Here is a 17331-nt window from a genome sequence, read left to right as displayed (position 1 = left end):
GTGAAGCCGCCGATTACCTGAACACGGAAGCTAGACAATAAGAAAAGCGGAAGCGACTGCACTGGCATGCGGTAAAATAAGGGGGAGCGATATGAAGTCGTACTTTGACTTCATTTGATTCACCGTTTTTACCCGCAGGACAAGGAGCTGAAGCTAGACAAGAAAAGCGGAAGCGACTGCACTGACATGCGGTCAAATAAGGGGCCAGAATCATCCCATCAAAAAGAGGCTAGGACATAACAAAAGTAGTTAACTGAAATTCCGAATAAAGCGATGAATGAGTGGATGAAATAGACGTAGACGCCTGCAGGATGATAAAGCCAAAGGTGAGACCCCGTAGTGCGATAGCACGAGGAGGCTCAACGGCTTCCTGCGGAAAGCGAAGTCTATTTCAGGAACGGCTTATATCTACATCTATCATTATGTTGGATTTTCATTTAGTTAAATCACTTTTGTTCCGGCCTCTTTTTGTGCATCGCTTCTCTAGTAAATAGATCAATTTGTCTTAAATTCTTTTTCATCTACAATCTAGCATATTTATATGAAATGTGTTTATAATGAAAGGTATGTACTTTATGCCAAATATTTAATATGCAATAGATGCAAGAATGCTGAAAGGACGTGTGTACGTTGAACCTAAAAGAGATGAAAAAGGATGAGTTACAAGAGCTTTCAATGATTGAAGTAACGTATGCTTTAATGAAAGAAAAGCGTAAACCTTATAACTTTAATGATTTAGTTAAAGAAATTGTTCAAATCAAGCAAATGACTAAAAAAGATGTGAATGAACGTATTTCATTTTTGTATACGGACTTAAACATTGATGGACGTTTCTTAACGCTTGGTGATAACAACTGGGGACTAAAAAGTTGGTACCCACACGAACAGTCTGAAGAGGAAATTACTGCACCAGTAAACCCTCGTAAAAAGACTGCTAAAGAAGAAGAGGACGATCTCATGGTAGATGGCTTCGACGGCTTCGATGATGAATTTGAAGATCTTGAAGATGAGTTGGACGAGATCTCCAATGAAGAAGATGCAGATGAAGAAGATGATGCAGATGATACCTTCACTGAAAAAGATGATCTTGATGGATTTGACGATGACGATAGTGAGGATGACTTAGAAGAAGAGGAAGAATAACGTTAATTGCGTTTTCAGTCTTTTTAAGAGAGACTTGACTTCTTTGCCTGAACTAGGTAGAATCATTTTTGGGCTTTATTAAAAGCTAATGCATATTACTATGACCAAAACAAAAGTGCGCCCCCTTTCTAGGGTGAGCTGTCGCTTTTGTTTTTTTTATTTTATTGACCATTTTAGGGGAAAATACATTTTGGATGAAAAGTAGAGGAGTCGATCGCATGGCAACTAAGTATATTTTTGTTACAGGTGGCGTAGTGTCATCACTTGGTAAAGGGATTACAGCAGCTTCATTAGGACGTTTATTAAAAAACCGCGGGTTAAAGGTAACGATTCAAAAATTTGACCCATATATCAACGTTGACCCAGGTACAATGAGTCCATATCAACACGGGGAAGTATTCGTAACAGACGATGGTGCTGAAACGGATCTTGATTTAGGTCACTATGAGCGTTTTATTGATATTAACTTAAGCCAAAACAGCAATGTTACAACAGGTAAAATCTACTCTACTGTTCTGAAAAAAGAGCGTCGTGGCGATTATCTTGGTGGAACGGTTCAAGTTATCCCTCACGTAACAAACGAAATCAAAGAACGTGTTTTCCGTGCAGGTCGCGAAACGAATGCAGATGTTGTCATTACAGAAATCGGTGGAACAGTTGGCGATATCGAGAGCTTGCCTTTCCTAGAAGCGATCCGCCAAATTAAGAGTGACATCGGGATGGATAATGTCATGTACGTTCACTGTACATTAATCCCATACCTTGCTGCTGCAGGTGAGATGAAATCAAAACCAACGCAACATAGCGTAAAAGAATTACGTAGCCTTGGTATTCAACCAAATGTCATTGTTGTTCGTACAGAAAAGCCAGTACCACAAGATATGAAAGAAAAGATTGCATTGTTCTGTGATATTCATAAAGATGCAGTCATCGAAGCGCGTGATGCGGAAACACTTTATCAAGTACCACTTGAGCTTCAAGCGCAAAACTTTGATCAAATTGTTTGTGACCACTTAAAGCTTTCTACAAAAGAAGCGGAAATGACAGAGTGGACATCTCTTGTTGAGAAGGTACAAAACTTATCAAACAAAGTGAAAATTGCTCTTGTTGGTAAATATGTTGCCTTACCAGATGCATATTTATCAGTAGCAGAAGCACTTCGCCATGCAGGCTATGCATTTGATGCAGACCTTGAAATTGAATGGGTTGATGCTGAAAAAGTAACAGATGAAAACGTAGAGAGCCTTCTTCAAGATGCAGATGGTATTTTAGTACCTGGTGGATTTGGTGATCGTGGAATTGAAGGGAAAATTTCAGCTATTAAATATGCACGTGAAAAACATGTTCCTTTCCTTGGGATTTGCTTAGGTATGCAGCTAGCAACCGTTGAATTTGCTCGTCACGTACTTGGTCTTGAAGGAGCAAACTCAGCTGAATTAAACCCAGCAACTCCATACCCGATCATTGACCTTCTTCCTGAGCAAAAAGATATTGAAGATCTTGGCGGGACATTACGTCTTGGTCTATACCCTTGTAAGCTTATTGATGGTTCATTGGCTCAAGCGGCATATGGTGAGCAAGTCGTATACGAGCGTCATCGTCATCGTTACGAGTTCAACAACGAATACCGTGAGCAAATGGAGAAAGCAGGATTTACGTTCTCTGGGACAAGCCCAGATGGTCGCTTAGTGGAGATCGTCGAGCTTAATGATCACCCATACTTCATCGCTTCTCAGTTCCATCCAGAATTCGTTTCTCGCCCAACACGCCCACAACCTCTATTCCGTGACTTTATTGGCGCATCATTAAAAAAATAATAAATAAAAAAGGTTTGCCTAAATTTGGAGGGCAAACCTTTTTCTTTAGCGCAAAAAAGCTAACTAATACTCACTCATGATTTCTTTTATCGTTAAAAGCAAGCAAAAATAAGTATAGAGTCCTATAATAGAAGTTGGGTAACCACTACGGTTGCCTTCCTCATCCGGAACGAGTCCAATATCACTTTCAAAATCAATATGGACATCAGCTAAGGAATAGGCTGCATCTTGCTCATCATGGAAGTTTGAAATCGCAGCAAAAGGCACGCCTTGTACATGTAATTTCGTTGCTAAGCGACATGCTTCATCATCATTAGTGAAGGGTGAAAAAAGCATCACACGATCAGCAGTAGTGAGTTCGTTCAAATTTTCTTGAGTGAGAGCTTTAATGGATTCGTCTCGGTCTGTTCCATATTCTACTTCGCTAGTAATACCGCGAAGTTCACGTGTTCCGTATACATAAACAGTACCATCGCCAACAAGTGCTTGTGCCATCAGGCGAGCAGCATCTTCAAATTCTTCTTCTTTTTCGCGTACGGCCTTGATACGGCCCATTAATTGAGTGGTGAAAATGGGGATCATCTTAGTAACTCCTTTTCCTCATGAAAGTCTACGTGCATTATAGCGTAACCATTTCAAAGAAAAAAGGGAAGAAACACTTAAATCGACAAGGTTCGAGAACTTTGTCGGATAATAATTTGTAAGATGTTAGCTCTTTTGCAGGAATTAAGACATAATTGCAGAAATAGTACATGGATAAGGTAGAGTAGCGACTCATTTAAAGTGAATGAGTCATTTTATTGTGAGGTAAAAATTGTTGTAAGTCTTAGGTGTTAAAAGTTAAAGGAGGATGGCTATGCATAAGGTTTTAGTAGTAGACGATCAGTATGGTATTCGAGTTTTATTAACAGAAATCCTACAAAAGGATGGTTATCAATTGTATCAAGCAGCTAATGGAGTGCAAGCTTTAAAAGTTGTGGAAGAGGACTCTCCTGATTTAGTTCTATTAGATATGAAGATTCCAGGAATGGATGGTCTTGAGATTTTACGTCGCATTAAAGAAAAGCATGAAGAAATTCAAGTGATTATGATGACGGCATACGGAGAATTAAATTTAATCAATGAGGCGATGCAACTTGGAGCGATTACTCACTTTGCTAAACCATTTGACATTGATGACGTGAGAAAAGTGATCAAAGACCACTTAGTTACCACATAAACACGAGATAACTAAAAGGAAGCGTTTACTTTAAAAAACTTGTCGTTTCTCCTCTGCAAAAGGGTGTAATTCTAAGAGAGTATGCTATAATGGACACGTTCAAACTAATCGAGCGAAACGATTTAAAAGATCTCATACATATAGATAGTTGGATATTTACTGGTCTATTCGGGAATCTTTTTAAATGGATACGATAGTATGCTTGCTCGCTTAGCGGACGACAGATATCTATGAATGCTCACACATAAAGGAGGATGTACGATGCCTTTAGTTTCAATGAAAGACATGCTTAACAAAGCAAAGGCGGAAGGCTACGCTGTTGGCCAATTTAACTTGAATAACCTTGAGTTCACTCAAGCAATCCTACAAGCTGCTCAAGAGGAAAACTCACCAGTAATTTGTGGTGTTTCTGAAGGTGCTGCTCGTTACATGGGTGGTTTCAAAACAGTTGTAAAAATGGTTGAATCACTTATGGAAGAGTACAAAGTGACGGTTCCTGTAGCGATTCACTTAGATCACGGTTCAAGCTTTGAAAAATGCGTTGAGGCGATCCATGCAGGATTTACATCAGTAATGATTGATGGTTCTCACTACCCACTAGAAGAAAACATCGCGCTTACTAAACGTGTTGTTGCTGTTGCCCATGCTCTTGGAGTTTCTGTAGAAGCTGAGCTTGGCCGCATTGGTGGACAAGAAGATGATCTAATCGTTGATGATGCAGAAGCAGCTTATGCGATTCCATCTGAGTGTAAAGAGCTAGTTGAAGCAACTGGTGTTGATTGTTTTGCACCAGCACTAGGTTCAGTACATGGCCCTTACAAAGGTGAGCCTAACCTTGGTTTCGATCACATGAAAGAAATCGATGGTCTAGTTGGAATTCCACTTGTACTTCACGGTGGAACAGGTATCCCAACAAAAGATATCCAAAAAGCGATTGAATTTGGACATGCTAAAATCAATGTAAATACAGAAAGCCAAATCTCTTCTGCAAAAGCTATTCGCGAAACGCTTGCTGCTAAGCCTAATGAATACGATCCACGTAAATTCTTAGGTCCAGCTCGTGAAGCGATCAAAGAAACAGTTCAAGGCAAAATGCGTGAGTTTGGTTCTTCAAACAAAGCATAATTATAGTAAGAATTCGTTAAAAGCAGTTCACTTGAGCTGCTTTTAACGTCATTTTACGAGTGTTTTCGTCAAAAACTGGCATAATTCAACGGTATTATTTTCGAACTAATATTTTTTTACTATAATGAGTAAGCGATTACAAGTCAGATAAGTAATTCTAATAGCGTTTTCAGAACGTATATTCTATAAATCCTTGAGGTGATGAGCATGAAATTTTTTATTGATACGGCAAACATAGATGAAATTCGTGAAGCAAAAGAGCTTGGTATTTTAGCAGGTGTGACAACTAATCCTTCACTTGTTGCAAAAGAAGGTGTTGATTTTCACGATCGCCTGCGTGAAATTACTGATATCGTATCTGAATCTGTTAGTGCAGAAGTAATTGCCCTTGATGCAGAAGGCATGATTAAAGAGGGGAAGGAACTTGCTGCAATTGCCCCGAATATTACAGTGAAGGTTCCAATGACAACAGAAGGGCTTAAGGCAGTCCATGCGTTCTCTGAGTTAAATATTAAAACAAACGTAACACTTGTGTTCTCCGCTGTACAAGCTCTACTTGCAGCTCGTGCAGGTGCAACGTATGTGTCTCCGTTCCTTGGTAGACTTGATGATATCGGTCAAGATGGTCTTGCATTAATTTCACAGATTGCGGATATTTTCGATGTACACGAGATTCCAACAGAAATTATTGCGGCATCTGTACGTCATCCGGTTCATGTAACAGAATCAGCAGCACGTGGGGCGCATATTGCGACGATCCCATTTAAAGTCATTCAACAATTAGCAAAGCACCCATTAACAGATCAAGGAATTGAAAAATTTCTTGCAGATTGGAATAATCGCTAAGCCAAAAGGGAAGGGTGTTTTGGCGACAAGAAACGGTGAGAATCGTTCAAATGTGACAACTCTCACCGTTACTTTTTCCTCTCTTTGGGTATAATGGATACAAACGTTATAAGACGTATATCTATTAATCATGAGCATGGTTAGAAGGGATGCGGTTATGGAAAAATTAATGATTGATGGCGGTCATCCACTAGAGGGTACCGTACAAATTAGTGGAGCCAAAAACAGTGCAGTCGCGTTAATTCCGGCAGCTATTTTAGCAGACTCTCCGGTTACTATTGATAATTTACCTGGTATTTCAGATGTCCAATTATTAGCTGATCTACTAAGGGAAATAGGAGGCGAGGTTGAGTTATCTCTTGCAGATCAAGAAATTAAAATTGATCCATCAGAGATGATCGCTATGCCTTTGCCAAACGGAAAAGTAAAGAAATTACGTGCTTCCTATTATTTAATGGGAGCAATGCTTGGAAAATTTAATAAAGCCGTCATTGGACTTCCGGGTGGGTGTAACTTAGGGCCTCGTCCGATAGACCAACATATTAAAGGCTTTGAAGCGCTTGGGGCTCGTGTGACAAATGAGCAAGGAGCGATCTATTTGCGTGCAGACGAACTTCGTGGAGCTCGTATTTATTTAGATGTTGTCAGTGTAGGAGCAACCATTAACATTATGCTTGCTGCTGTGCGGGCAAAAGGTCAAACGATTATCGAAAATGCCGCTAAGGAACCTGAGATCATTGATGTTGCAACGTTGCTAACAAGCATGGGCGCAAAGATTAAAGGGGCAGGTACGAACGTGATTCGAATTGATGGCGTGGATTCCCTTAAAGGGTGTCGTCACTCGATTATCCCGGATCGGATTGAAGCTGGTACTTACATGATACTAGCAGCAGCAATTGGTCAAAAAGTGATCATTGACAATGTTATTCCTTATCACGTAGATTCTCTTATCGCAAAATTGCGTGAAATGGGCGTAACCGTGGAGGCAAACGACGATCAAGTATTGATCCATAATACCGGCGAGAAAAAAGGGGTAGACATTAAGACTCTAGTATACCCTGGTTTCCCAACGGACTTGCAGCAACCATTCACGACGCTTCTCACACAAGCGAGTGGTACGAGCATTGTAACCGATACTATTTATAATGCCCGTTTTAAACATATTGATGAGTTAAGAAGAATGGGAGCTAATGTAAAAGTTGAAGGACGTTCTGCGATTATTAACGGGAAAACGCCTCTTCAAGGTGCGAAAGTACGCGCAAGTGACTTACGTGCTGGAGCGGCATTAGTGGTAGCTGGATTAATTGCCGATGGTGTCACAGAACTCTCAGGACTTGAACATGTTGATCGTGGTTATGAAAACTTAGAGAAGAAGCTTCTAGGTTTAGGAGCTAAATTGTGGCGAGAGAAATTAACTGAAGATGAATTGGATCAAGTTAAAAGTTAGATGCAATAAGGGAGAGGGATTAGATGGAGAGAAGTTTATCGATGGAGCTCGTGCGTGTCACAGAAGCGGCAGCATTAGCTTCTGGACGTTGGATGGGACGCGGGAATAAAGAAGAAGCAGATCGCGCTGCTACTGAAGCGATGCGAGATGTGTTTGATACCATTCCAATGAAAGGCACGGTTGTTATTGGTGAGGGGGAGATGGACGAGGCGCCTATGCTCTATATTGGCGAAAAGCTAGGAAATGGCTATGGTCCTCGTGTAGATGTAGCAGTAGACCCACTTGAAGGAACAAATATCGTTGCCTCAGGACAGTGGAACGCACTAGCTGTTTTAGCTGTTGCTGACCACGGCAATCTTTTACATGCACCGGATATGTACATGGATAAAATTGCAGTAGGTCCTGAATCAGTGGGGCAAATCGATATTGATGCTCCGATTATTGATAACTTAAAAGCCGTTGCTCGCGCTAAGAATAAAGATATCGAGGATTTAGTTGTGACGATCCTTAATCGTACTCGCCATGAAAGAATTATCCAAGAAATAAGAGAAGCGGGTGCACGTATCAAGCTCTTACCAGATGGTGATGTTGCAGCTGCTGTTAACACAGCGTTTGATGACACTGGGGTAGATCTTCTGCTTGGTTCAGGCGGCGCACCAGAGGGAGTACTAGCAGCTGTTGGTTTGAAATGCTTGGGCGGAGAATTACAAGGGCGCCTTCTTCCTCAAGACGAAGCTGAACTTGAGCGTTGCAAGAAGATGGGAATCAGTGACTCGAATAAGGTTCTTCTAATGGATGACCTTGTAAAAGGAGATGACTGTATTTTTGCAGCGACTGGGGTAACGGATGGTGAATTGTTGAAAGGTGTCTATTACAAAGGATCCAATGCGACAACCCAATCAATTGTTATGCGTGCCAAGTCAGGTACAGTTCGCTTTGTTGACGGTACTCACAGCATGCAAAAGAAGCCAGGTCTTGTTATTAAATAATGATCATAATGAAAGCTAGACATGTGTCTAGCTTTCATTATTTATTAAGTACTTTCCCTAACAACTAGTAGGTAGGAAAAACTGGATGCTTGAATAACTTTTGCTTTTTAGGGTACAATGATACAAGTATTCTGAGTTTAAATATATGACCGATCTTTTACTTATACTACTTCATCATTCTATAATCGATCCGGTGTAATATAACTATTAATAGAGTGTGGTGTAATAATGAGCAGTGTCAATATAGCCGATTTAGAAAAAATGAAGCTGAAAGAGCTTTATGAGTTAGCCAAACAATATAAAGTCTCTTATTATAGTAAACTAACAAAACGCGAACTTATTTTTGCGATTTTAAAAGGCCAGGCTGAAAAAGATGGTCTTATGTTTATGGAAGGCGTTTTAGAAATTATTCAAACAGAAGGATTTGGCTTTTTAAGACCAATTAATTACATGCCAAGTTCAGAAGATATTTATATTTCTGCCTCGCAAATCCGACGCTTTGATTTGCGTAATGGAGACAAAGTATCAGGAAAAGTAAGACCTCCTAAAGAAAATGAGCGCTATCATGGTCTACTTCATGTCGAAGCGGTTAACGGTGATGCACCTGAAACATCAAAGGAACGCCCTCACTTCCCTGCCTTAACACCTTTATACCCTGAACAAAAAATTGAGCTCGAAACTGCCCCAGGAAGAGTTTCATCTAGAATTATTAATATGATTTCCCCAGTCGGATTTGGTCAACGTGGCCTCATTGTAGCCCCTCCAAAAGCTGGTAAGACCTCTTTAATGAAGGAAGTAGCGAACAGCATTGCTGAAAATCACCCTGATGTTGAATTAATCGTGCTCTTAATTGATGAGCGTCCTGAGGAAGTAACAGATATTGAACGTTCAGTAAAAGGGGAAGTTGTCAGTTCTACGTTTGATGAAGTGCCAGAAAATCATATTAAAGTAGCTGAACTTGTGCTTGAACGCGCAATGAGATTAGTCGAGCATCGCAAAGATGTCGTTATTTTAATGGATAGTATTACACGTCTTGCGCGTGCTTATAACTTAGTTATCCCACCAAGTGGACGTACATTATCAGGTGGTATTGACCCAGCGGCATTCCACCGTCCAAAGCGTTTCTTCGGTGCAGCGCGTAATATTGAAGAAGGTGGAAGTCTGACGATCCTTGCAACAGCCCTTGTAGAGACGGGTTCTCGTATGGATGATGTCATCTATGAAGAGTTCAAGGGAACCGGTAATATGGAACTTCATCTTGATCGTAAATTGGCTGAACGCCGTATCTTCCCAGCAATCGATATTCGTCGTTCTGGTACGCGTAAAGAAGAACTTCTTTTGCCAAAAGATCAATTAGATAAGTTATGGGCGATTCGCAAGACAATGAATGAATCGCATGACTTTGTCGATCAATTCATTCGTCGAGTGAAAAACACGAAGACAAATGCTGATTTCTTTAGTGAAATGGAAAAAGATATGAGCGGGACAAGCCGAAGAAAATAATGTAAAAGTTATTCCTCGAAAAACGGCCATGAAGCGATTTGTATGCATGTACATCTTCATCCCTTTTAAATAGATGTAAAATACAGTTGCAAAAGGAAGCTTGGCTTGTTATAATTTCGTCATGTGTGATTAGATAACTCTGTTTCGAAAAGATTCAGGGCGGAAGGAGATGAAAGCAATGAGACAAGGTATTCACCCAGAATATCAAAAAGTGGTTTTCATGGATACAAGTACTGGTTTTAAGTTTCTAAGCGGTTCTACTAAAGGTTCTGCTGAAACAATCGAGTGGGAAGATGGTAACACATACCCGCTTCTAAAAGTTGAGATCAGTTCAGATTCGCACCCATTCTACACTGGTAAGCAAAAGCTTAACGATGTTGGTGGACGTGTTGATCGTTTCAAGAAGAAATACAACATGAAGTAAACTGGATATGCGAACAGGCAAGCGCACTGCACTTGCCTGTTTTTTTTGCACCGATGCGTGCATAGCGGTGCATTTATTGACTCAAATAGGCAGTATTATGCAAGATTAAGCTAGAATAAGTACAATCCAATACATGTCAAAATGAATGTTGAGATAAATTGAGATGCTAAGATTGAAAAGCAAAGCTTTGAAATGAAAAGGTTGAAATGCTATGAACAAAGATGGTCATTACTTTGGGCTAAGCATTTTTATTATTTGTTGTAAGGTGGGGAATGAATATGCGTGTGACGGGGCATGAAGGTCGTTTAGAAGTAATTTGTGGAAGTATGTTCTCAGGAAAATCAGAAGAGCTAATTCGTCGAGTACGTCGAGTGAGCTTTGGGAAACTTAAAGTACAAGTATTTAAGCCAGTAATTGATAATCGCTACAGTGAGGAAGAGGTTGTTTCCCATAATGGAACAAAGGTGTGTGCTATGCCGGTACGCACATCCGTTGATATTCTTGAGCACGTAAATCTCGAGACGCAAGTCGTTGCAGTAGATGAAGTTCAATTCTTCGATGAGGGGATCGTGGCAGTTGCTGATGAGCTTGCCAATCGTGGGATTCGTGTCATTTGTGCAGGCCTTGATCAGGACTTCAGAGGAGAGCCGTTTGGGCCGATTATGCCACTTATGGCGTTGGCGGAAGAAGTAACAAAGCTTCAAGCGGTTTGCCCAGTCTGCGGAACGCCAGCAAGCAGAACACAGCGATTAATTGACGGAAAGCCTGCTTCTTATACAGATCCAATTATTTTAGTAGGGGCTTCTGAAGCTTATGAGCCACGCTGCCGCACATGTCATGAAGTACCAAATAAGCCGTCACGCTTACCGAATGTACCTGTTAAACATGGTCAAATCTAACAACGTGTAACGCGTCTTTATTGGGTAACCTAATCATGCAGCGTCACCTGCTGCAGGAGGTGCTCACAATGAAGAAAAAATGGTTAGTTGGGTTATTGGTTGGGACGTTCTTAGTAACAGGGTGTAACGATCCGGATACTCCTGATGTTCAAGCGCTGAATGATAACCATCGGATTTCTCCTGAACAAGTAACATATGGTTTACTTGGACCGGGGCCAATTAATTATGGATCGATTCGTCACTCTGCTATGAAGAGTCAAATGGCAGAAGTAAACACCACTGGGGGTAGTTATCGCTCTGCGAATAACTATCATCAGGACTTAGGCGACGACCAAGCTCTTATGAAGCGAATCGTTGCAAATGAATCACCATTTAATCCGGGTTCTGTGATGATTGCCGGGCATAACGCTTGGGTAACCGTTCATGTTCCAAAGGAGTTTGACCAAACGAACAAACAAACGGAGCTCGACAAGTTGAAACGAACATTCTTGCTTGAAGTTCCTAGGTATGAAATTCATTTAAAAGAAGGTTAATGGAAACACCCGCGCTTGCGGGTGTTTTTTGAGGTCTTACTAAAGCTTAAATTGCTTAACAGAATGTTGTAGGTTTTCAGCCATACTTGATAGGACATTTGATGCTGCTGTAATTTCTTGCATGGTTGCATTTTGTTCTTCAGCTGAAGCTGCAACATTTTGAGAATAATCAGAGGAGCTAGCGGCAATCTCTGAAGCGGCTTCAATGGCTTGAGCCATTGTTTGTGTGGCTTCTTTTATCTCTTGAACAGCGTGTGATACTTCTTGAACTTGCTTTGTTACTTCGGTAACAGAGCTTGAAATACCTCCAAATTCAGCGCCGGCTTGATCAACTAAGGCACTTCCGTCGTGAACGGCAGCTTTACCAGCTTCCATGGAAGTAATCGATTGCTTGATATCTTTTTGGATTTCGCTGATTAAATGATTTATTTGACTGGCTGATTGATTGGATTGTTCAGCTAGCTTTCGTACTTCATCAGCAACGACAGCGAATCCGCGACCATGTTCACCTGCTCTAGCTGCTTCAATCGCAGCATTTAAAGCAAGGAGGTTCGTTTGTTCAGATACTGCTGTAATCAATGATACAATATTTCCGATCTCATTGGATTTACTCCCAAGCTTATGGACAACACTAGAAATATCGTCGGTCTTATCATCGATGACTTTCATTTGATCAATGGTTTGGCTAATGACTTGAAGACCTGATTCAGACTTGTTTTTAGATGTTATTGCGGAGCCATTTGCCGCTTCTATACCTTTTGCAATATAATTCATACTTTCTAAAATAGCTGATGCAGATTCCCTTGCTTGTAAGGAGGTTTCTGCTTGATCATCGCTACCAGCTGCCACGGCTTGGATGGATTCTGTAATTTGATCTGAGGCTCTACTTGTTTCCTCGGCACTAGCCGTTAATTGTTCTGAAGTTGCAGCTACTTGGGTTGAGGTATCAGAAATATGGGTGATCATTTCCCTTAAGCGTTTTGACATGATGTTCACATTCTTTGATAAAGTTCCGATTTCATCATGATGTCCTTGATCAATGTCACTGATCGTCAGGTTGCCTTCAGCTAATTGTTGTACTTGCTGGTCAACCCGAATAATCCGTTCAGAGAATAGTTTTGTAAACGTATAAATAATTAGACCTCCTACAATGAGGGAGACACTTAATACAATTAGAATGTTCATTAAAATAGTATTAGCCTCTTTATTAAAATCACTCATATACGAACCGCCTGAGATGACCCAATTCCAATTAGGGTCAAGTTGGTTATACATAATTTTTGGTGCGACGGTACTCGGGTCATTTGGTAAGGCCCATTGATATTTGGTAAAACCTCCCCCAGATTGTGCGATTTCAATGGCGTTCTGTGTGAAGTATTGTCCATCAACATCTTGAACATCCCAAAGACTTTCTCCTTCGATGCTAGGGTGAGAAACGAGAGTGCCGCTTAAGTCATAGATAATAATATATCCATTATCTCCAAGGTCAATATTGCGGTTAATCGGTCTTGTGCCATCTGCTTGTCTAATTCCCAAAGTTGCTTCCTTTACCCGCTCCTGAGCATCTTCAAGTGTTAAAGCTCCACTTTCAACCTCGGTATTAACGCTTTCAATTAGTTGTGCTGTCATATAGACGCTATTTTGAATTTTAGTTGCACCGACATCATCCAAGCTATTTTTTGAAGTGAAATAACTGGTGATGCCAATGATTAAACTTGGCAATAAAAGAAGAAGCAAAGTAATGATGACGAGCTTAGAGCGAATGTTCATGTTTCTTATTTTGTTAATCACAATTGCAAAATCTCCTTTCTACTGTATAGTACTTATTATATAGTATATCGGCACTATTTTTGGAATAATTAGAAAATAAAACCGAAATAAAAAAAGAGCCCTTTAAAGGCTCTTTACCCACGACGTCTTGCGGCTTGTTGGATGGGGTCCCAAACTCCGTTGTAAGGAGGGGCATAAGCAAGGTCGAGATTTTCGAGGTCTTCCATCGTCATTTTATGGTAAAGGGCGGTAGCTAAAACATCAACCCGTTTATCGACGCCTTCTTTTCCGATAATTTGGGCACCTAATAATTGCTCGGTGTGTCTTTGATACATTAAACGAATCGTTAGCACTTCGGCACCAGGGTAGTAAGTTGCATGATGTGGAATTTCTGCATCAACGATTACGGTCGGAAAGTGGAGGGCATCTGCTTCTTTTTGAGAAAGTCCGCATCTACCTAGGGTTAAAGAAAAGAATTTTAATATCGATGTACCGACGATCCCTTTAAACGTCCTAGTGGAACCTGCCATGTTTAAGCCGGCAATACGTCCTTGTTTATTAGCGTGTGTGCCAAGTGGAATAAAGTCATCATGCTCTTTGATTCGGTGATATTGAGTAGCGCAGTCTCCTGCAGCATATACATCTTTAATATTGGTCTCCATATAAGCATTTACTTTAATTGCGCCACTTTCGTGAAGGTGAATGCCGGTCTCTTTTAAAAAGTGGGTATTGGGCTTAACGCCAATTGCGACAATTACCATATCAGCTTTAATGGTTTGTTTATCTGTGATGACTTCCTGTACACGATCTTCTCCTTTAAAACCTTTCACTTCCTCATTTAAAAGAAGGTTCACCCCGTGATCTGTTGCTTCTTCATGAATTAATTTCGCCATTTCTTTGTCGAAGATCGTGCCCAACTGTGGCCCTCTTTGGATCAACGTTACCTTTTTCCCTTGTTCTACAAAGTTCTCAGCCATCTCAAGTCCGATGTATCCTCCGCCAATGACTACGATATGACGAGGATCCTTTTTCATGTCATTCATAATAGTTTCTGTATCAGGAATGGTTTTAATGGAATGGATTCCGTCTAAATCGACCCCTTCCCAATCTGGAACAATTGGGCTTGCGCCTGTTGCAATTAAGAGGCGATCATAAGGAATGTTAAATCCATCTCCTGATACCACTTTTTCATCAATATCTACATGTTTTACCTCATGGTTCACTCTTGCATCAATGCCGTATTTTTCGCGGAAGGTTTCTACCTCGCGTGCAACAAGATCATCCAGTCCACCTTTTACTAAACCCCCCACCGCATATGGTAGGCCGCACTGAGCGTAAGAGTAATACTCTCCCATCTCTAGGGTCGTCACTTTTGCGTTATCATCTTGCCTAATAATTTGCATCGCTGCACTCATGCCTGCAGCATCTCCGCCAATAACCACGTATTTCATCGACATCACCTCATAAAATGTACCTATCAGTTTTCATAAAATCAGTATTCCCTTGATATGCTAAGGTAAAACAAAGAGAGAATCTTTCCTCGCATTGACCCAGAAGTGGGCATATACTATAATTAGAATGTTATGCACTGGAAATTTTAATGAGGTGAAAGCCGTGTTAGATCGTTTACAATCAGTAGAAGACCGTTACAATCGTTTAAATGAATTATTAAGTGACCCGGATATAATTAGTGATAATAAGAAGTTACGTGAATTCTCAAAAGAACAATCAAGCATTGAAGAAACGGTTCAAGCTTATCGTGAGTATAAGGAAGTCGTCTCGCAATACAAAGATGCTAAAGCGATGCTTGAAGATAAGCTTGATGATGAAATGTATGCAATGGTAAAAGAAGAAATGGATGAGCTTTCAACTCGCAAAGAAGAGTTAGAAGCGCTTCTTAAAATCCTTCTTCTTCCGAAAGACCCGAACGATGATAAGAACGTTATCGTTGAGATTCGTGGAGCTGCTGGTGGAGATGAGGCACAATTATTTGCAGGTGACCTTTATAAAATGTATTCACGTTTTGCTGAGGCTCAAGGTTGGAAGACTGAATTGATCGAAGCCACATCAACAGAGCTTGGTGGCTACAAAGAGATTATTTTCAGTATCAATGGTGCTGGAGCTTATTCGAAAATGAAATATGAAAATGGTGCTCACCGTGTTCAGCGTGTTCCACAAACGGAATCAGGTGGCCGTATTCATACATCTACAGCAACCGTTGCTGTTCTTCCTGAAGCAGAAGAAGTGGAAGTAGAGATTCACGACAAGGACATTCGTGTAGATACGTTTACATCGAGTGGACCAGGCGGACAAAGTGTAAATACAACGATGTCAGCTGTTCGTTTAACTCACTTGCCAACAGGTACTGTCGTATCTTGTCAAGATGAGAAGTCTCAAATTAAAAACAAAGAAAAAGCAATGAAGGTACTACGTGCGCGTGTCTATGATAAGGTTCAACGCGAAGTGCAAGCTGAGTATGATCAAAACCGTAAGCTAGCTGTTGGAACAGGGGACCGCTCAGAGCGTATCCGTACGTATAACTTCCCGCAAAGTCGTGTAACAGACCACCGCATCGGTTTAACGATCCAAAAGCTTGAGCAAATTTTACAAGGGAAGCTAGATGAAGTCATCGATGCTCTTATTGTGGAAGAACAAGCAGAAATGATGCAAAATGCTGAAGAGTAATCTGACGCCAAAGACGATACACGAAGCCCTCCGTTGGGCTTCTTCTTTTTTAGTGGACCTTGGGGGAGAGGCTACGGCAGCTGAATGGCTGTTGCTTCACCACCTTGATGTGAACCGGACTAAGCTTTTTATGATGTTTAACGATCCCATTAAACAGGATATTTGGGATGCGTTTAGAAAAGATATTCTTACTCATGCCGAAGGGGTTCCCGTCCAGCACTTAATGGGGTATCAGGAATTTTACGGACGTCGTTTTCATGTTAATCAACATGTCCTGATTCCGCGCCCAGAAACCGAAGAGCTCGTACAACATGTCCTTCATTTTAAAAAGGAGTTATTCTATGATCAATCAATAGAGGTACTCGATGTTGGTTGTGGAAGTGGTGCGATTGCCATCACGCTTTCAAAAGAGGACGCCTCTCAAAAAGTAGAGGCAGTCGATATTTCCCTAGAAGCTCTGAATGTAGCTCGGTTAAATGCTGTGGAGCTTGATGCGAAGATTGATTTTTTTGAGAGTGATCTCCTTCAAACACCATTAAAAGAGAATAAAAAGTATGACATCGTTGTTTCAAACCCGCCTTATATTCCTTTAGGTGAGCATGATGAGTTAGCTGTGCATGTGCGCGACCATGAGCCTCATCTTGCCCTATTTGGAGGTCAGGATGGGTACGAGTTATACCGTCGATTAATAAAGGAACTACCAGGTGTCATCAAGAAAACTGGACTTGTCGCTTTAGAGGTTGGAGCAGGGCAAGGGGAAACCGTGCGTCAATTATTGCAAGAAGCCCTCCCTCAGGCAACGACTGAAGTGAAACTTGATATCAGTGGGAAAGATCGAATGGTATTTGCCTACGGAACGATGATGGCAGAATAATAGACTAAATTTGTCGAACACTTTTATGTTTAATCGCGCACGGCCCTGATCATACTG

Annotated in this window: 16 protein-coding genes; 13 read left to right on the top strand and 3 right to left on the bottom strand. The window is 40.9% G+C overall.

Going from position 1 to position 17331, the window contains the following annotated elements; all coding sequences use genetic code 11:
* Nucleotides 1–621: 621 nt before the first annotated feature.
* Together rpoE and pyrG are read left to right on the top strand one after the other, a co-directional pair.
* Nucleotides 622–1143 (top strand): DNA-directed RNA polymerase subunit delta, encoded by a 522-nt coding sequence (gene rpoE, locus RYX56_RS09195; RefSeq protein ID WP_317121762.1) that lies wholly within the window; start codon nt 622–624, stop codon nt 1141–1143.
* Between the two features lie 218 nt (nt 1144–1361).
* On the top strand, nt 1362–2960 hold the full coding sequence (pyrG, locus tag RYX56_RS09190; RefSeq protein WP_317121761.1) for a CTP synthase: 1599 nt from the start codon (nt 1362–1364) through the stop codon (nt 2958–2960).
* Nucleotides 2961–3023: 63 nt separating this feature from the next.
* Here pyrG and RYX56_RS09185 read toward each other — a convergent pair whose 3' ends face one another.
* Entirely contained in the window at nt 3024–3542 is a 519-nt protein-coding gene (locus RYX56_RS09185) for a DUF2529 domain-containing protein (protein ID WP_317121760.1), read from the bottom strand.
* Between the two features lie 274 nt (nt 3543–3816).
* Between RYX56_RS09185 and RYX56_RS09180 the strand changes: the two genes are divergently transcribed.
* From RYX56_RS09180 to RYX56_RS09140, 9 genes are all read left to right on the top strand, one after another.
* A complete protein-coding gene (locus tag RYX56_RS09180) occupies nt 3817–4179 on the top strand; it encodes a response regulator (protein ID WP_317121759.1) in 363 nt (120 codons plus the stop codon).
* Nucleotides 4180–4440: 261 nt separating this feature from the next.
* The gene (locus RYX56_RS09175; protein WP_317121758.1) at nt 4441–5304 is read left to right on the top strand and encodes a class II fructose-bisphosphate aldolase; all 864 of its coding nucleotides are present in this window, start codon (nt 4441–4443) and stop codon (nt 5302–5304) included.
* A 207-nt stretch (nt 5305–5511) separates the two neighbouring features.
* On the top strand, nt 5512–6150 hold the full coding sequence (fsa, locus tag RYX56_RS09170; protein WP_047972607.1) for a fructose-6-phosphate aldolase: 639 nt from the start codon (nt 5512–5514) through the stop codon (nt 6148–6150).
* 157 nt (nt 6151–6307) lie between these two features.
* Nucleotides 6308–7597, top strand: coding sequence for a UDP-N-acetylglucosamine 1-carboxyvinyltransferase (gene murA / locus RYX56_RS09165; protein WP_317121757.1), 1290 nt, complete (start codon nt 6308–6310; stop codon nt 7595–7597).
* A 23-nt stretch (nt 7598–7620) separates the two neighbouring features.
* Nucleotides 7621–8586, top strand: coding sequence for a class II fructose-bisphosphatase (gene glpX, locus RYX56_RS09160; RefSeq protein ID WP_047972605.1), 966 nt, complete (start codon nt 7621–7623; stop codon nt 8584–8586).
* 228 nt (nt 8587–8814) lie between these two features.
* A complete protein-coding gene (gene rho, locus RYX56_RS09155) occupies nt 8815–10089 on the top strand; it encodes a transcription termination factor Rho (protein WP_047972604.1) in 1275 nt (424 codons plus the stop codon).
* A gap of 178 nt (nt 10090–10267) precedes the next feature.
* Nucleotides 10268–10513 carry a type B 50S ribosomal protein L31 gene (locus tag RYX56_RS09150; protein ID WP_047972603.1) on the top strand — a complete coding sequence of 82 codons (246 nt, stop codon included), beginning with the start codon at nt 10268–10270 and terminating at the stop codon, nt 10511–10513.
* Between the two features lie 278 nt (nt 10514–10791).
* The gene (locus RYX56_RS09145; protein ID WP_317121756.1) at nt 10792–11412 is read left to right on the top strand and encodes a thymidine kinase; all 621 of its coding nucleotides are present in this window, start codon (nt 10792–10794) and stop codon (nt 11410–11412) included.
* Between the two features lie 68 nt (nt 11413–11480).
* A complete protein-coding gene (locus tag RYX56_RS09140; protein WP_317121755.1) occupies nt 11481–11945 on the top strand; it encodes a hypothetical protein in 465 nt (154 codons plus the stop codon).
* Between the two features lie 39 nt (nt 11946–11984).
* Here the strand turns inward: RYX56_RS09140 and RYX56_RS09135 are convergent, their stop codons facing one another.
* Together RYX56_RS09135 and RYX56_RS09130 are read right to left on the bottom strand one after the other, a co-directional pair.
* The gene (locus RYX56_RS09135; protein WP_317121754.1) at nt 11985–13736 is read right to left on the bottom strand and encodes a methyl-accepting chemotaxis protein; all 1752 of its coding nucleotides are present in this window, start codon (nt 13734–13736) and stop codon (nt 11985–11987) included.
* Between the two features lie 113 nt (nt 13737–13849).
* Nucleotides 13850–15166 carry an FAD-dependent oxidoreductase gene (locus RYX56_RS09130; protein ID WP_317121753.1) on the bottom strand — a complete coding sequence of 439 codons (1317 nt, stop codon included), beginning with the start codon at nt 15164–15166 and terminating at the stop codon, nt 13850–13852.
* Nucleotides 15167–15329: 163 nt separating this feature from the next.
* On the opposite strand from RYX56_RS09130, the gene prfA reads away from it, so the two are divergent.
* Together prfA and prmC are read left to right on the top strand one after the other, a co-directional pair.
* Nucleotides 15330–16400, top strand: coding sequence for a peptide chain release factor 1 (gene prfA / locus RYX56_RS09125; protein ID WP_317121752.1), 1071 nt, complete (start codon nt 15330–15332; stop codon nt 16398–16400).
* Nucleotides 16387–17274, top strand: coding sequence for a peptide chain release factor N(5)-glutamine methyltransferase (gene prmC / locus RYX56_RS09120; protein ID WP_317121751.1), 888 nt, complete (start codon nt 16387–16389; stop codon nt 17272–17274). Before prfA ends, prmC begins: the two co-directional genes overlap by 14 nt.
* Nucleotides 17275–17331 lie beyond the last annotated feature (57 nt).

Origin of the sequence: Alkalihalophilus lindianensis (genome assembly GCF_032843265.1) — a bacterium.
Lineage (GTDB): Bacteria > Bacillota > Bacilli > Bacillales > Bacillaceae_D > Alkalihalophilus > Alkalihalophilus lindianensis.
The sequence above is the reverse complement of the archived record's forward strand: the minus strand, read 5'-3'. Positions and strand labels throughout refer to the sequence as shown.